Here is a 15,712-nt window from a genome sequence, read left to right as displayed (position 1 = left end):
ATCAAGCAGGCGATCGACGACGGCAACATTCTGGGACCGCGCATCTACCCTGCCGGCGGCTTCATCTCTCAGACCGGCGAGCACGGCAATTTCCGGAAGCCTCATGAGGTACCCCGCGGCATCTGCGGCCACCTCAGCTACTCGAGATCATCGGCGCAGCCGTCATCGCCGACGGCGAAGCCGAAGTCCTGCGCGGCGCACGCGAAATGCTGCGCCGCGGCGCCTCACAACTCAAGCTCATGGCTGGCGGCGGCGTCGCCTCGGCTTACGACCCGCTGGACGTCGCTCAGTTCACCGAGGCCGAGATGCGCGCCGCCGTGGAAGCGGCCGAGAACTGGGGCACCTACGTCACCGTGCACGCCTAGACGCCCCGCGCGATCCGCACCGCCGTCGCCGCCGGTGTCCGTTGCGTCGAACACGGCCAGCACCACCACTAGCCGCTGCCGGCCCCGTCCCACCAGAATCCGTACCGCACCCCGTCCGCCCGCCTCATACCCACCATGGACCACCGGTGCTGGGCAAAGACGAACTACCCGACCTAGACGAATTCACCCCGGGATGAGCATCCATGACGTGGCTCGCTGACCGACGCCGGAAGGCGAGCCACGCATTGCGGAATCAGGAGTCAGTTAGGAGAGTCACGACTCAACCAGATGAGAACCAACCCGCTGAACATCAGCCCGCCAGGACACCCCGAGACCGTCTCCGCGCGGCGCTGCTGATCAGTGCGCTGTCCGACTGGGTACCTCTTGCGGAAGTCGAAACCGCGATATCCCACTATCGATTATCTGAAAACGATCGGACCCGGAAAGACTTGGCAGTGCAGACCGTCAGGTCGCTCCTGGAAGACGGACTCATGCGAGTCGGGGATCTTCCCTACCCCGGCGAGAAATTCACTGGCTGGAATCTGTCGATCGACGCGGCCATGGAACGCGTCCACGACCTCTTCGTCGCCCACCACGACGAGCCCGCATCATGGGAATTCAGGGTCTGGCTGGGACTCACGCCTGCCGGCGAACAGCTAGCCCAACGACTCAGGAATCAGTCCGAGGACTGAAACCGAGGCGCCGGCGCGACGTACGCACCAGAATTCGGCCCCTACCCCCGCACCGCCGACACGAACTGGGTGCGCGGCGAAGCGTCCTGCACCCCGTCCGGCACGCCGCGTCCGTAGCTGGCCATCAGCTCGGGCGACGGCGTCGCCGTCGCGTCCCAGCCGTGCCGGCGCAACCACTCGCCCACGTCCTCGCGCTCCTCGAAGTACCACAGGTCATCGGTGCGGGGCATTTCACGCTGCGGATCGACCTGAGCCATCACCGCCCGTATCCGATCCACCCGCTCCCGTCGCTGCGCGCGTACGTCCTCGTCGAGCCAATCCGGTCCCGGCGCCTCCACCGCAATCCGACTGCCGGGTGCCGCGAGATTCTGAATGCGTTCGAACAGCAGCTCGTGAGCGACCGCAGGCAGGTAAGGCAATAAACCCTCAACGGACCAGGCACTGGGCGCCGACGAATCAAACCCGGCCTGCTGCAATACTGCCGGCCAGTCTTCGCGGAGGTCCACCGCCACGGGAACGCGGTTGCCGGTCGGCTCGGCACCATGCTGAGCCAGCGTCGACACCTTGAACTCCAACACCTTTGGCTGGTCGAGTTCGTAGATGGTCGTCCCGGCCGGCCAGGGCAACCGCCAGGCCCGCGCATCCAGACCGGCCGCCAGGATGACGACCTGACTCACTCCCGAGCGAGCCGCCTCGATGAAGAACGTGTCGAAGAAGGCTGTCCGCGACGCCATGTAGTCGACCATCGACTGCATCTGGGCGGGCAGCTGCGGCTCGGTTTCGAGAATCGCGGCGGGTAGGTCGGGCTTGGCGAACCAGTTCCACACCCCGTCGCCCACCGCGTCGAGGAACACCCGCGCGAAGGGATCCCGGATCAGCGGGACTTCGCTCTCGGTCTCGGCCGCCCGAGCTGCGGCCACACCCAGCGCCGTCGCGCCCACACTCTCGGTGATTTCCCAGGAGTCGTTCTCGGTGCGTGCCATGTCAGCCCTCCTAGTCACCGGAACACAACAGCCGCGAGACTACATCAGCAGTGTGTGAGCCGACGCGCACGTTAAGTTGTCGTAGAAACAGCCGACGGCAACACCCCGGAAGACGGATCCCAAGGATCTCAAAGGACCCCTGCACATGCGAGTTGACGGCCGCGACATCACCGTGTCCGGCAGCTTGCTGCAACCCCTGACCCGACGCACCAACGACATCATCCGGCTCGTCTTGGCCGCACTCTTCCTGGTGGCGGTGGTCACCAGCTCCCTGATCACCCGTCCTCGCTGGGTTGCGCTCGAGAAGTCGCTCTCGGAGATCGTCGGGGTTCTCACCCCCACCCAGTCCGATCTGGTGTACCTGGTCTACGGCACCGCGATCCTGGCGCTGCCCTTCGTGATCCTGATCGGCCTGATCCTGTCCCGGCAGTGGAAGTTGCTGGGCGCATACGGAGCGGCCGCATTCATGGCCATTCTGCCGTTGTCGATCAGCAGCAACCGCATCGCGGCGCCGCGGTGGCATTTCGACCTCAACGACAAGCTCACCACGGTGCCGGCGCAGTTTCTCGACGACCCACGCTGGATCGCGATGCTGGCGGCGGTGCTCACCGTGTCCGGGCCGTGGTTGCCGGCGCGCTGGCGGCACTGGTGGTGGGCACTGCTGCTGGCGTTCGTACCCATCCACCTCGTGGTGAGCGCCATCGTGCCGGCGCGCGCCGTGGTGGGGTTGGCGGTGGGTTGGTTCGTCGGCGCTTTTGTCGTTCTGGTCGTCGGCACGCCCGCGCTCGAAGTGCCGCTGGAGGGCGCAGTCCGAGCGATGGCCAAGCGCGGATTTCTGGTGTCACGGCTGCTGGTGGTCCGCCCCGGCGGACCGGGACCGCTGGTGTTGTCGGCCGAGTCGACCGAACCGTCCGCCCGCGCGGCGGTCGAGTTGTACGGCCCGCACCAACGCAGCGGTGGTGCCCTGCGCCAACTGTGGTGGAAATTGCGGCTGCGCGGTTCGGAGACCGCACCCCTGCAAACCTCCCTGCGCCGCGCCGTCGAACATCGCGCGCTGATGGCCATCGCCATCGCTGACACCGGGGTCGCCAACACCTCGGCGATCGCACTGGCCGCGCTGGATCGCGGCTGGACGATGTACGCGCATCAACCCGTGCAGGGAATGCCGCTGGACGAATGCGCGAGCACGACACCGGTCGCGAGCGTCTGGGAATCGCTGAGGATTCTCAACAGCCACCAGATTTCGCACGGAGATCTGCGCTGCAACGAGATCACGGTCGCCGACGGCAAGGTGCTGTTCGGGGGCTTCGGCGCCGCCGAATACGGCGCCACCGACGCCCAACTGCAGTCCGACATCGCGCAGCTGCTGGTGACGACGTCCGCGCTGTATGACGCCGAGTCCGCGGTCGCCGCGGCGATCGCGGCCTTCGGCAAGGACAGCATCTTGACGGCGTCGCGTCGACTCACCAAATCTGCTGTGCCTAAAAGGATTCGACAATCGGTGGCCAACCCCAAGGTGGTGATGGCCGACGCGCGGGCGCAGGTGCAGCGGCAGACCGGTGCCGACGAAATCGAAACCGAGACCATCACCCGGTTCAGCCGCAGCCAATTCATCCAGCTGGTCCTGATCGGCGCGCTGGTCTACGTGGCATATCCCTTCATCAGCACCGTGCCGACGTTCTTTCACGAGCTGCGGACTGCGAACTGGTGGTGGGCGCTGCTGGGGCTGGCGGTGTCAGCGCTGACCTACGTCGGCGCCGCCGGTGCCCTGTGGGCCTGCGCGGACGGCGCAGTGAGCTTTTCCAAGTTGTCAATCATGCAGGTAGCCAACACCTTTGCCGCCACGACCACCCCGGCCGGGGTCGGCGGTCTGGCGTTGAGTACCCGGTTCCTGCAGAAGGGCGGTTTGACCGCCCTGCGCGCCACCGCGGCGGTGGCGTTACAGCAATCGGTTCAAGTGATCGTCCACCTGGCGTTGCTGATCTTCTTCAGCGCTGTGGCCGGAACATCGACCGATCTGTCCCACTTCGTACCCAACGCCACCGTGCTGTACCTGATTGCGGGTGTGGCGCTGGGCATCATCGGCACCTTCCTGTTGGTGCCGAACCTGCGGCGTTGGCTGGCAACCGAATTGCGCCCCAAGGTCGGGGAGGTCACCCGCGACCTCACCGATCTGGCGCGCGAGCCCCAGCGTCTGGGGCTGATCGTCCTGGGCGCTGCCGGAACGACGCTGGGCGCGGCATTGGCACTGTGGGCCAGCGTCGAAGCTTTCGGCGGCGGGACGACGTTCGTCACCGTCACGGTGGTGACGATGGTCGGGGGAACACTGGCATCCGCGGCGCCCACCCCGGGCGGCGTCGGAGCGGTGGAAGCCGCACTGATCGGTGGGCTGGCCGCCTTCGGAGTGCCCGCCGCCATCGGCGTGCCCTCGGTGCTGCTGTACCGGGTGCTCACCTGTTGGCTCCCGGTGTTCGTCGGCTGGCCGGTGATGCGATGGCTCACCAAGAACGACATGGTCTAGCGGCCTATTCGGCCGACTCCGCCCCCGAGACGTCGACCATGACGGTTGCATATCTACTGCTTCCGCTCACGGTGGTGGTCAGGTACACCGGGTAGTAACCGTCCGGTACCGACGGCGCCACGGTGATCGCGACGTCCACCTCCGCCGACCCGTCATCAGCGAACCGGCCGCGGGCCGGTGCGACCGCGATTCCAGGCGCATAGGACGTACCGGTGAGCAGGTAGTCTCGGGGTCCCTCGATCATCCGCTGGGCGTCGAGGGTCAACGTGCCGGTCGTTCCGGGCGCGATGGTCGCCAGCGGGCGGGCAACATTGATGGCCACCGTGGAGCTGCCCGCGCCGAACGACGGCGGCGCCGAAGATGCGCTGGTGCCCCAGCTGTCGGGTCGGGCGCCCAGGGTGAACGCAACGTCGCCGCCGGTGCTGATCAACGACTCGGGAACATACGTGCGGTCACTCGATTCACCGTTGACGCGCAGACCTCTGATGTACTTCATGCGGTTGAGTCCGGATGCCCCCGGAGCGGTGATCCGAATGGATTGTCCTGCCGGCAAAGAGATCACAGCGCGATCGAAAAGCGGTGTGTTGATGGCGAGCAGGGCGGTACCGGGGGTGACCGGATACAACCCCAGGGCGGCCCAGACATACCAGCTGGACATCGCGCCGAGATCGTCATTGCCCGGTGCGCCGTCCGGGGTGGGACCGAACAGCCCACGGACCCGGTCGACGGTACGTTGGGTCTGCCACGGCTCGCCGATGTAGTTGTACAACCAGGGCACACCGAAACCCGGTTCATTTCCGGCCCACAGGTAGGGCTCGTTGGGACCCTCGTTGAGACGCTTGGTGAATCGGTCAAGGCGCGCGGCGACGGCCTTGCGTCCACCGAGTGCGGTCACCAGGCCGGCGACGTTCTGCGGCACCAGCCACAGGTACTGCTCGGCGTTGCCCTCGTCGTAACCGGGCTGACCGAAGGCCGACCTCGACTCGCTGAAACCTGGGCCGTCACGGAAAAGCCCACTCGGGCTGCGCGGTGAGATAAATCCAGTGGTCGGATTGAACAAGTTCTGCCAGTACTGCGCACGATTCTGAAATTCGTCGGCGATGTCGTTTCGCCCCAGCGCGGCGGCAAATCGGGAGATGGTGAAGTCGTCGATCGACCACTCCAGAGTGATCGAGGCGCCGGGACCGAATTCCGTCAGCTGCGGGACATAGCCCAGGCGCAGGTAGGCGCCGATACCCGGTCGCTCGACATAGCCATTGACACCGGTACCGCCCCGAGTCGCGCCGCTGACCATGAAGCGCAACGCCGTGGCGGTGTCAAAGTCCTTCGCTCCGAACATATATAAGTTCACAATCAGCGGGACCACGCTGTCGCCGGTCATCTGGCCCGTCGCGGCGTTCGCCAGCGCCCAGCGCGGCAGCGACCCGCTCTGCTCGGCGTCGTTGACCAACGATTGCGCCATGTCGCTGGCTTCCTTGGGGAACAACAGCCCGTGTAGCGCGGCCAGGCTGCGGTAGGTATCCCAGTCGGAGAAGTTGGCGTACTGCGTTCGGCCTTGCGCCACAGTGTGAATCGCGTTGTCGAAGCCGATGAAGCGGCCGTCCGCGTCGTTGAAGGTGTTGGGATGCAGCAACGATCGGTACAGAGACGTGTAGAAGGTCGTCACGTTGCCGGGGCTGCGGCTTGACACCATGATGCGCGACAGCGCACCGCGCCACGCGCTCGAGGCGGCCGTGCGCACGCCGTCGAAGTCTCCCCGCTCGGCGGCCAGATTCGCCCGGGCACCATCGACACTCACGTAGGAAATGGCGGTCCGCACCTCGATCACCGCGCCCGCCGGGAACAGCACATAACCACCGCTGTACGGTGAATTCGCCTGACGGGCACCGTCATACACCGAATAGCCGTCCCAGGTGCCGTAGGCCGAGAAAGGCTGGTTGAACTCCATCGCGAAGTACACCGTGTAGGTGTTCTGCTTGTCGCAGAACGAACCGCTGGTCGCCCATCCGCTGATCGTGGTGTTGTCTTCGCCGATCTGGATCGCCGCCCGCGAGTTGCCCGCCAGCGATGCGCCGGAGCGCACGTGCAGTAGCGCCGGCCGGTTGTCCCGCGGGAAACTGAACCGGCCCAGTCCGGTTCGGGTGGTCGCGGTGAGTTCGGCTTTCACACCGGTGTCGGGGAACCGCACCGTGTAGTAACCCGGCACACCGGACTCGGTGTCGTCGTGCGCGATTCGATCCCAGGCGCGCCACGGCCGGGAGCCGACGGGACTGGTGGTCGGCAGCATCGAGATGTCACCGAACGCGGGGCAGCCCACCGAGGCATGGGTCATGCTGAATCCGGTGGCGCGCTCGTTCGCGTGGTCATAACCGGCGTAATTGCCGACGGTGTCGGGCGAGTATTGCACCATGCCGAAAGGCACGGTGGCACCGGGAAAATTATTGATCTCCCCCACGATGTCCCCGCCGGTACCCGTGCCGACGAGAGTGTCGACATGTTCGAGCGGGTTGCTCACCGCCGCGGGCTCACCGTCGTATGCCGTGGGAGACAGCAGAAAAAACGGCACAAAGAGAGCCAGCGCCGCGCCCATGGCGACGAGAGTTCTGGGGCTCCTCATGGCCTTGCCGGACCGCATAGATTTCTCTTACTGCACGCCGGGTATTCCAGTGGCCTTTTCACCAAACGACGCTCGCTACGTATCTGACACATCCTGACGACTGATTGCGCATTTCGGCTAGTCTCTTCTGCGACGTCACCGGCACAGATGCCGGTGCCAGAACTTCTGGAGATGCGATAGATGAAGGACCTCACGGCGGTAGTCGCAACGGTGGCACTGAGCCTGACGCTGGTTGGCTGCCACTCCGAGACCAAGACCGAAGTCAAGACATCGACGTCGACGAGCACGTCGACCTCGACGTCGACGGCAACCTCAACCGCGACAACCAGCGCCACGTCGGGCGCCAAAGCCAACAAGACCATCGCCGACTACATCCGCGAGGCCAACATCAAAGAGATCGCGGTGCACCACGGCGATCCCGGCTCCCCGACGATCAATCTGCCGGTACCCAACGGCTGGCACACCGTTCCCGAAGGTCAGGGCGCCCCCTACGGCGGTATCGTCTTCGACGCGCCGGCCGACCCCAACGACGCGCCCACGATCGTCGCGGTCGTCTCCAAGCTCGAAGGGAACGTCGACCAGAACAAGATCTTCGAATACGCGCCCGGCGAATTGAAGAATCTGCCCCAGTTCGAGGGCGGCAGCGCGAACGGAAAGGAATCCACCCTCGGCGGTTTCCCGGCGTGGCAATTCGGTGGGTCCTACACCAAGAATGGCAAGACACGCACCGTCGCCCAGAAGACGGTGGTGATCACTGGCCCGAGCGGTCTTTTCGTGCTTCAGCTCGACGCCGACGCACCTGACGCCGAGGCCGGTCCGCTGATGGACGCCACCGCGGTCATCGACGAGCAGACCACAATCACCCCCTGATCGACTCCGGTACGCACAGCGCCGCGGGGCCCTGCCGCCCCGCGGCGCTGTGCTATGTGTGGCCCGGCAGCCGACCCCGTCCCCATCCCCGCCCCGAGGTCACACTCGGCAAGACCGCGGCGTCTCCCGCGGCACGCTGGGATTGTCTACGGTGAAACGCATGACAGAACAGTCGCATGCGGTTGACGTCGGGCATCCACCGTCAGCCTTGCTCAAAGCCGTCAACCCCGCGTTGAGCTTCTTGCTGGGTACCCCGCTGGGCGGTTCGCTGCGCCAGCAGTTCATGGTGCTGAATTTCTCCGGGCGCAAGTCCGGCAAGCAGTTCAAACTGCCGGTCAGCGCTCACGTCATCGACGGCGACCTCTATGCGCTGGCCAGTGCGGCCTGGAAGTACAACTTCCGCGGCGGCGGCCCCGCACGAGTGGTCTACAACGGCCAGACCACCCCGATGCGCGGCGAACTCGTCGAGGACCGCGCCGTCACCCGCGATCTCTACCTGCGCTGCGCGCAGTCCTATGACGTCAAGCGCGCGCAGCGCCAAATGGGACTGAAGTTCCGCGACAATCGGATTCCGAGGGCCGAGGAATTCGCCGAGGCTATCGAACGGCTCAAGCTGGCCGCCATCAAATTCACCCCGGCGGCCTGAGCAGCCTCCTTTGCCCTTACCACCGTTTCCCGGGCGCCGGGAGCTGGTCCACCTGCTGTGCGTCGTGCTGATCGCGGGCATCGTCGGATGTTCCCACGGATCGACGAGCCGGATCTCGTATGCGGGCGCAGCCTGCCCGCAACCGAACTTCCCGGGAGTCCCGCAAGCAGACCTGGGATCGAACTACACCTGCGGCTACCTCACCGTGCCGGAGAACCGTGACGACCCCAAAAGCCGCACGATCCGGGTTCTCGTCGCGCGGGTGAAGGCCGCCGGCAACACGCCCAAGCCCGACCCCATCGTGTTCCTGGCCGGCGGCCCCGGCGGCGCCGGGACGCTGAACGCGCCGGCAGTGGTGGCCGCCGGGATGAACGCCGACCGCGACGTCATCTTCGTCAATCAGCGCGGCACCGTGCACAGCGACCCACACCTGAGTTGTCCGGAAATGGACGACTTCGCAACCCGCGCAGTGCAAATGGTGTTCCAGGAGTCCAGCACCGCGGATCTCGACGCCGCTGCCGTCACCGCCTGCCGCAACCGGCTGTCGACGTCCGGTACCGATTTCGCGGCCTACGACACCCGGGAGAACGCCGCCGACCTCGCGGATCTACGGGAGCAACTCGGCATCGACCAGTGGAACGTTTACGGCGTCTCCTACGGCACCGATCTGGCCCAGCAACTCCTGCGCGACCACCCCAAGGGCATCCGATCGATGGTCCTGGATTCGGTGGTGGCGCCGCACGTGAATATCGTCGACCACTGGTGGGACGCCCCGGCCAGCGGCCTGGCCGCAATCTTCGTGGCGTGCGCCAACCAACCGGCCTGCGCGACTGCGTACCCGAATCTGCCCACGGTCTTCCTCGACACCGTGAACAGGTTGAGCCAGAACCCGATCGAAGTCACCACGTCGACCCCGGGCGGTGCGCCGACACGCGTGACCATCGACGGGTTCAAACTGGTCCCGTTGGTGCTCGATTGGAGCGCCGATCCGGCCAAGGTCGTCGACATCCCCCGGATGATCTACAACCTCTCCCGCGGGGACGGGGCCCTGGCCGGTGCCGGGATAGCCGCCGGCGCGCCGTCCGGACCAGAGCGCGGCCTGCTGGGTGCCGGATTGGCGTTGGGCACGTACTGCCAGGAGATGGCCGCGTGGACCAACCCGGATCAGGCCCTGGCCCAGGCACGGCAGGCGATGCCCGGTTTGCCTGACTCGGTGCTGCGCATCACCCCGACGGGCAGCTGGATCTTCCGCGAGTGCCAGGCCTGGGGTTTGGGCCGGTCGGATACGGCCGATACGCTCCCGGTGCTGAGCAAGGTTCCGACGCTGATCCTGTCGGGCTCGTTCGACTCCAGCACCGCGCCGCAGTGGGTGAAGGAGGTGACGCCCGGTCTTACCAACTCGGTCGCGCTGCGTTTCCCGGGCGTGGGCCACGGCGTGATTCCCACGTCGGCCTGCGCGCAACAGATCATGACGGCATTCGTCGACAATCCACACACCGATGTCGACCAGTCCTGCATCGGGCATACCACCGTTCCGACATTCACCCTGCCGCAGGGATGAAGACCGCCATCCTCAACGGATCGATCACCGAGCGCTATCAACGCGCACGCACCTGGACCGTCGGATCAGACCCGGGCCTGTTGCGGCTGCGGCTGGCCATCCGCAGCACAATTGCGTTGGCCTGCTCCCTATTGGCGATGTACGCGCTGACCAGCGCGGTCCACCAACCGTTGACCGTCGCCCTGTTGGGCGCCGTCATCACGATGATCGCCGCGCGATCGGTCAACGAGCCCGACCCCCGCCAACAACGGATCACGATGGCGCTGTTGCCGGTGCCGGCAACGCTGTCCATCACCGCGGCCGCATTCCTCTCGCCATACCCGTTGGCCAGCGACATCGTGTTCGTGGTGGTCGTGTTCGTCGCGGTCTACATCCGCCGCTTCGGCCCCCGCGGGCGTGCTCTCGGCATGGTCGCGTTCATGGCGTACTTCTTCAACCTCTTCCTACACGCCGGTGTGCACGAGTTGCCGTGGATGGTCCTCGCCGTGCTGGTGGGCACCTTGTGCACCTTTCTGATGACCGCCTACCTATTGCCCGATCGTCCGGAACGCGTGCTGCAAGCCACGATTCGCTCTCTGCGGGCGCGGATGGCGATCGTCGTCGACACCACCGCCGATGTCGTGCGCAGCGGCCGTCTCGACGAGCGGCGCCGGCGACGCCTGCGAGTGCGCATCGCCCGACTCAACGAGACGGCACTGATGGTGCAGGACCAGATCGAGGACAAGGCCAACCCCGCCGCACTATGGCTCGGCCGCGGCGGCGATCAATTGGCGCCGTGGCTCTATGACGCCGAACTCGCTGTCGAATGGGTTGCCATCGCCGGGATCCGCGCCGCATCGGAACAATGGCAGGTCGACGCCATAACGCGGGCAGAGCTGGCGACCGCGCTGAACCAGCTCGTCTGGGCCATCGGGGTTCCCGATCGGGGAGGGCTGCGTCGTGCGGCGGACCAAGCGCAGGCCATCCTGGACCGCCAACCCGCGGCATCCGGGGAACCGCCGCAGGCCGCGGTTCGCCGCCTCGCCCTGGCGATCGTCGCCGCCGCGACCGCGACGTCGGAAGTACGTGAACAGATCAAGCATGCCGTTGCCGACGGCGCCACCGCCCAGGAACCCGACGCCGACGCCGACACCGACGCCGATTCCGACTCCGACACCGATTCCGACTCTGACACCGATTCCGACCCCGATTCTGACGGCTCCCGGGGTGGCCTGCTCCCGACGACCAGGCAAGCCATCCAGGCCTCGGTCGCGGCGTCGCTGGCGATCGTCACCGGCGACCTGGTGTCACCAGCGCGCTGGTACTGGGCGGTGATCGCCGCCTTCGTGGTGTTCGCCGGGACGAACACCTGGGGGGATACCCTGACCAAGGGCTGGCAGCGACTGCTGGGCACCGTGCTCGGTGTGCCGTGCGGAATCCTGGTCGCCACGCTGGTTGCCGGTGACCGCACCGCCTCGCTGGTGATGATTTTCGCCTGTCTGTTCTGTGCCTTCTATTTCATGCAGCTGACCCAGAGCCTGATGGCCTTCTGGATCACCACGATGCTGGCGCTGCTGTACGGGCTGCTCGGCCAGTTCAGTTTCGACGTGCTGCTGGTGCGGATCGAAGAGACCGCGATCGGCGCGGTGATCGGTGTCGCCGTCGCAATCCTGGTGTTGCCCACCAATATCGGCACCGTCCTGCGCAACGACACCCGCGACTTCCTGGCCGAGCTGTCTACTCTGATCGGGAGCTCGATCGCGACCATGTTCGACCACGACTCGACGGCGGGCCCGACCGAGCAGGCTCGCCAACTCGACCGCAAGCTGCACCAGGTCCGAGCCACCGCCAAACCGTTGTTGGCGGGCGTCGCGGGGTTGGCGGGCCGGCGCAGCGTCCAGCGCAGGCTGAGATTGTTCCGAGCCTGCGATCGCTACGCCCGGATGCTGGCGCGGCGCAGCGGGCAGTACCGCAACCCGGACTGCCCGCAGGAACTGGCCGCCGCGGTGACGGCTGCGGCGAACCAGATTCAGCGCAATATCGATTCGTTGGTCGCGACGCTCGACGGTGCGCAGGCCGACCCCGTCATCTCGGCGGCCGACGCCCTGGACGCCGCCGAGACGCTGGCGCGGCAGCACGACAGCACGTTCAACCCGGCGGCGTCCGGGCCTGATCCGCAACGGCACCCCTCGGTACTTCATCCGTTGCGTCAGATCGACCGCGCCATCGTTGCCGCGGCAACCCATCTCGATGCCGGGGCCGGCCTCAAAATGTCACCGCCACAACAGGACTGACCTCAAGGCGTTGGCCACACCTTATGCAGGATGTCGGTCAGCTCGAAGGTCACCTGAGTCAGCCTGGCCTGCACCTCGGGCCGTTGCTCCGGAGGCAGATCGTCCACCTCGCGCTGCACGATCGTCGCCTGCCGCTGCAGTCGCGCCAGCTGCTGGCTTCGCTGGTCCATGCTCAAACTGTCCCAACCGGCATGCAATTCAGAGGTCTGCCGCTGCAGCTCCTGTACATCGCCCATCGCATCCGCGTGGGCGGGACTCGCTGTCGCCAACGCGCCGGCTGCCAGCACCGCAATAACCATCGCCGCAATCTTCATGCCGCTCAGCGTGCCGCGGCCCACTTGCCTGACGTTCGCGGATTTCTTGCGAAAGTCTTGCGCTCGCTCAGCAGCGCGTCGATAGCATCGTGTTGACCCTCCTCGAGGAGCCTGCAAGGAGCCACGCTATGGCCGCCCCCAACCTGCCGGCGGGATTCGACTTCACCGACCCGGACATCTACGCGCACCGGTTACCTGAACAAGAACTGGCGGAACTGCGCGCCACGGCGCCGATCTGGTGGAACGAGCAACCGATGGATCAGGGCGGCTTCGGCGACGGCGGCTACTGGGTGGTGAGCAAGCACCGCGACGTTCGCGAGATCTCTTTGCGCAGCGACATCTTCTCCTCGGCGGAGAAGTCCGTGGTCCCGCGCTACCCGCAAGAATCGGCGCAGGCGCAGATCGAGCTCGGCCGGACGTCGATGATCATGATGGACGATCCCGAACACAGTCGCCTGCGCAAGATCGTGGCGCGCGGATTCACTCCGCGCGCTGTCGAACGTTTGCGGGCCGACCTCGCCGAGCGGGCCCGTCAGATCGCCGCGCGGGCCGCGGCGCAGCGTTCGGGCGATTTCGTCAGGCAGGTGGCCTGCGAGCTGCCGTTGCAGGCGATCGCCGGGTTGCTCGGGGTGCCGGCCGAGGATCGCGACAAGCTCTTCGACTGGTCCAACCAGATGGTGGGCAGCGACGACCCGGAATTCGCCGAACACGATTCGCTGACTTCGGCGGCCGAAATGATTTGGTACGCGATGCAATTGGCAGAACGCAGAGCCGCAGAGCCGGGCGATGACATCGTCACGACGCTGGTCCGGGCCGACGTCGACGGCCACCGGCTCACCGAGGCGGAATTCGGGATGTTCGTGGTCACGCTCGCGATTGCGGGCAACGAGACGACCCGCAACTCAATTACGCAGGGCATGATGGCCTTCACCGACTTCCCGGACCAATGGGAGCTGTTCAAAGCCCACCGCCCCGCAACCGCGGCCGATGAGATCATCCGCTGGGCCACGCCGATCACCGCGTTTCAGCGTACCGCCCTGGTGGACACCGAGATTGGCGGCGTCACCATCGGCAGAGGCCAACGGTTGGTCATGTTCTACCGGTCGGCCAACTTCGACGAAGAGGTCTTCGACGATCCCCAGTCGTTCGACATCCTGCGCAGCCCGAACCCACACGTCGGTTTCGGCGGCACGGGAGCCCACTACTGCATCGGCGCCAACCTGGCCCGCATGACGATCGACCTGATGTTCAATGCGATCGCCGACACCATGCCCGACCTGACGTCCGCCGGGGTTCCCGAGCGGCTGCGGTCACCGTTCATCACCGGCATCAAGCATTGGCCGGTCGACTATGGCAACGGCTGTAGCGGGCAGCCAGAATGCGAAAAGTGAACCGGTAGCGGAAATCCTCTCAGCGAAATCGCGCCACCTGTCGCCCACCGGTCTTGTTCTCACAAATGCTTGTGCTGCAACATTTTCTGGTGGCCGCGACGCTACTTACGGCATGGTTGGGCCGGTCCGCGACGGTTTTCGGCCCCATCACCGGCCTGGGATAATCAGCCTCAGACAGCTATCGAGTGCTGGAGGGGAATCGTGAGGGGCCACGACGTCGGCTCGCGGTTAATGGAACAGCCTGAACAGAGTCTGTCGACCGAACGGCAACGCCTGTACGTTCGCACCGCACTGGCCAGCCGTGACGTCATCGGACAGGCGAAAGGCATTCTCATGGAGCGCTTCGGCATCAGCGCAGCGGCGGCCTTCGCCATGCTGCGCCGACTGTCCCAAGAGTCCAACACCAAGCTGGTGCACATCGCCGAGAAGATCATTCGACTTGAGCAACCCGACGAAGCGGGCTGCGAACCGTCGCGTCAGTGGCGCAAGGTGTCGTGCGGGGAGCGTGTGTAGATCTCGCGGTAGTAGGCGGCGAACCGGCCGACGTGGGCGAAGCCCCACCGGTTGGCGACCTGCGTCACCGTGGTGGACGCGCGGGTGCCGCTGAGCAAGTCGTGGTGCGCGCGATGCAGCCGGGCCCGGCGCAGATAGTCCATCGGCGTGCAGTCCAGGCGTTTGCGGAACATGTACTGCAGGGTGCGCGGCGTGACATACACGTGATCGGCGATATCGCTGAGCATGATGTCTTTGTGCGCGTTCTCTTCGATGAACGCAATGGCTCGCCGCAACAGCACCGGCTTGGCGGCGTCGCGGCGGTCGGTGGGAGTGGGATCGAGGCTCGCGTTGCTCGGAAGGGCAGACAGCACGGCGGCCGCCAGGTGGGCCGCGACGGTGCCGGTCACCAACGGCGACGCGCTGGCGGCCGGGTCGGACAGGACGTGGTCCCGCAGGTAATCGATCAGGGCGCTCAGCCGCCGACCCGCCGCGGCCGTGACCGGCCGGTGACCCGTCAGCCGCACCGGCTCATTGCGGGCGCCGGAGGCGGTGCTGGCAGCGCGGTCCAACAGCGCCGGAGGCAGCCCGGTGAGGTCGTAGCCGGCCTGACAGACCCGCCCGGAATAGGGCAGCTCGGGCGGGGACAACAGGGTGAGGTCGCCGGGAACGAACACGTCTTGAGGTTCGCCGATGAAGTTCTCCTCGATCCGCCCCGTGTGCACCCGGCACAACAGGATCTTGCCCAGCGGGTCGGCGTCGTAGCTCATGTCGTAGCTGAACGAGAGCTCGTCGAAGGTGACCGGGCCCGACCAGCGCCGCTGGATGCGGGCGCGGCGGTTATCGCCCTCGGCTCCGATGCGCATTGCCGTGTAGTTGCGCACCAGGAAGTCTTCCGTCTCGCCCAGGTCGCAGCTGTCAAAATCGAGTGAGTTCATCGCATCCGCCGCCTTTACGGGTCATCCCCATATTGCCCAGCACCGCCGG

Annotated in this window: 13 protein-coding genes; 9 read left to right on the top strand and 4 right to left on the bottom strand. The window is 66.0% G+C overall.

The window, feature by feature from the left end:
• Window positions 1–122 precede the first annotated feature (122 nt).
• Together JX552_RS31850 and JX552_RS05230 are read left to right on the top strand one after the other, a co-directional pair.
• Window positions 123–365: an amidohydrolase family protein gene (locus tag JX552_RS31850; protein WP_346779308.1), complete on the top strand. Its 243-nt coding sequence runs from the start codon at window positions 123–125 to the stop codon at window positions 363–365.
• 455 nt (window positions 366–820) lie between these two features.
• A complete protein-coding gene (locus tag JX552_RS05230; RefSeq protein WP_205876401.1) occupies window positions 821–1,057 on the top strand; it encodes a hypothetical protein in 237 nt (78 codons plus the stop codon).
• A 41-nt stretch (window positions 1,058–1,098) separates the two neighbouring features.
• Here JX552_RS05230 and JX552_RS05225 read toward each other — a convergent pair whose 3' ends face one another.
• Entirely contained in the window at window positions 1,099–2,040 is a 942-nt protein-coding gene (locus JX552_RS05225; protein WP_205876400.1) for a class I SAM-dependent methyltransferase, read from the bottom strand.
• Window positions 2,041–2,185: 145 nt separating this feature from the next.
• On the opposite strand from JX552_RS05225, the gene JX552_RS05220 reads away from it, so the two are divergent.
• On the top strand, window positions 2,186–4,561 hold the full coding sequence (locus JX552_RS05220) for a lysylphosphatidylglycerol synthase transmembrane domain-containing protein (protein ID WP_205876399.1): 2,376 nt from the start codon (window positions 2,186–2,188) through the stop codon (window positions 4,559–4,561).
• A gap of 4 nt (window positions 4,562–4,565) precedes the next feature.
• Here JX552_RS05220 and JX552_RS05215 read toward each other — a convergent pair whose 3' ends face one another.
• Window positions 4,566–7,178: a GH92 family glycosyl hydrolase gene (locus JX552_RS05215; protein WP_205876398.1), complete on the bottom strand. Its 2,613-nt coding sequence runs from the start codon at window positions 7,176–7,178 to the stop codon at window positions 4,566–4,568.
• Between the two features lie 180 nt (window positions 7,179–7,358).
• Between JX552_RS05215 and lpqN the strand changes: the two genes are divergently transcribed.
• The 4 genes from lpqN to JX552_RS05195 all read left to right on the top strand — a co-directional run bounded on the left by lpqN (window position 7,359) and on the right by JX552_RS05195 (window position 12,528).
• Window positions 7,359–8,048, top strand: a complete 690-nt coding sequence (lpqN, locus tag JX552_RS05210; RefSeq protein ID WP_205876397.1) for an envelope biogenesis lipoprotein LpqN — start codon at window positions 7,359–7,361, stop codon at window positions 8,046–8,048.
• Between the two features lie 160 nt (window positions 8,049–8,208).
• Window positions 8,209–8,694 carry a hypothetical protein gene (locus tag JX552_RS05205; RefSeq protein WP_205876396.1) on the top strand — a complete coding sequence of 162 codons (486 nt, stop codon included), beginning with the start codon at window positions 8,209–8,211 and terminating at the stop codon, window positions 8,692–8,694.
• Window positions 8,695–8,704: 10 nt separating this feature from the next.
• Window positions 8,705–10,255 (top strand): alpha/beta fold hydrolase, encoded by a 1,551-nt coding sequence (locus JX552_RS05200; RefSeq protein WP_241010885.1) that lies wholly within the window; start codon window positions 8,705–8,707, stop codon window positions 10,253–10,255.
• Window positions 10,252–12,528: an FUSC family protein gene (locus JX552_RS05195; RefSeq protein ID WP_205876395.1), complete on the top strand. Its 2,277-nt coding sequence runs from the start codon at window positions 10,252–10,254 to the stop codon at window positions 12,526–12,528. The genes JX552_RS05200 and JX552_RS05195 overlap by 4 nt, the downstream gene beginning before the upstream one ends.
• A gap of 2 nt (window positions 12,529–12,530) precedes the next feature.
• Here the strand turns inward: JX552_RS05195 and JX552_RS05190 are convergent, their stop codons facing one another.
• The gene (locus JX552_RS05190; protein WP_205876394.1) at window positions 12,531–12,866 is read right to left on the bottom strand and encodes a hypothetical protein; all 336 of its coding nucleotides are present in this window, start codon (window positions 12,864–12,866) and stop codon (window positions 12,531–12,533) included.
• 104 nt (window positions 12,867–12,970) lie between these two features.
• On the opposite strand from JX552_RS05190, the gene JX552_RS05185 reads away from it, so the two are divergent.
• Together JX552_RS05185 and JX552_RS05180 are read left to right on the top strand one after the other, a co-directional pair.
• Window positions 12,971–14,233: a cytochrome P450 gene (locus JX552_RS05185; RefSeq protein WP_205876393.1), complete on the top strand. Its 1,263-nt coding sequence runs from the start codon at window positions 12,971–12,973 to the stop codon at window positions 14,231–14,233.
• Window positions 14,234–14,464: 231 nt separating this feature from the next.
• On the top strand, window positions 14,465–14,746 hold the full coding sequence (locus JX552_RS05180) for an ANTAR domain-containing protein (protein ID WP_431195921.1): 282 nt from the start codon (window positions 14,465–14,467) through the stop codon (window positions 14,744–14,746).
• On the opposite strand, the gene JX552_RS05175 is transcribed toward JX552_RS05180, so the two are convergent.
• Window positions 14,710–15,663 carry a helix-turn-helix domain-containing protein gene (locus JX552_RS05175; RefSeq protein WP_205876392.1) on the bottom strand — a complete coding sequence of 318 codons (954 nt, stop codon included), beginning with the start codon at window positions 15,661–15,663 and terminating at the stop codon, window positions 14,710–14,712. The two genes, JX552_RS05180 and JX552_RS05175, sit on opposite strands and share 37 nt — an antisense overlap.
• Window positions 15,664–15,712 lie beyond the last annotated feature (49 nt).

The sequence above is a fragment of the Mycobacterium gordonae genome (assembly GCF_017086405.1).
Classification (GTDB): Bacteria; Actinomycetota; Actinomycetes; order Mycobacteriales; family Mycobacteriaceae; genus Mycobacterium; species Mycobacterium gordonae_D.
Note: the sequence above shows the minus strand (reverse complement) of the source record. Positions and strands in the feature narration are given on the sequence as shown.

Excerpts from the sequence above, each read along its gene's own strand:
- JX552_RS05225 (WP_205876400.1), bottom strand. The coding sequence starts at position 2,040 with ATGGCACGCACCGAGAACGACTCCTGGGAAATCACCGAGAGTGTGGGC.
- JX552_RS05220 (WP_205876399.1), top strand. The coding sequence starts at position 2,186 with ATGCGAGTTGACGGCCGCGACATCACCGTGTCCGGCAGCTTGCTGCAA.
- JX552_RS05215 (WP_205876398.1), bottom strand. The coding sequence starts at position 7,178 with ATGAGGAGCCCCAGAACTCTCGTCGCCATGGGCGCGGCGCTGGCTCTC.
- lpqN (WP_205876397.1), top strand. The coding sequence starts at position 7,359 with ATGAAGGACCTCACGGCGGTAGTCGCAACGGTGGCACTGAGCCTGACG.
- JX552_RS05205 (WP_205876396.1), top strand. The coding sequence starts at position 8,209 with ATGACAGAACAGTCGCATGCGGTTGACGTCGGGCATCCACCGTCAGCC.
- JX552_RS05195 (WP_205876395.1), top strand. The coding sequence starts at position 10,252 with ATGAAGACCGCCATCCTCAACGGATCGATCACCGAGCGCTATCAACGC.
- JX552_RS05185 (WP_205876393.1), top strand. The coding sequence starts at position 12,971 with ATGGCCGCCCCCAACCTGCCGGCGGGATTCGACTTCACCGACCCGGAC.
- JX552_RS05180 (WP_431195921.1), top strand. The coding sequence starts at position 14,465 with ATGGAACAGCCTGAACAGAGTCTGTCGACCGAACGGCAACGCCTGTAC.
- JX552_RS05175 (WP_205876392.1), bottom strand. The coding sequence starts at position 15,663 with ATGAACTCACTCGATTTTGACAGCTGCGACCTGGGCGAGACGGAAGAC.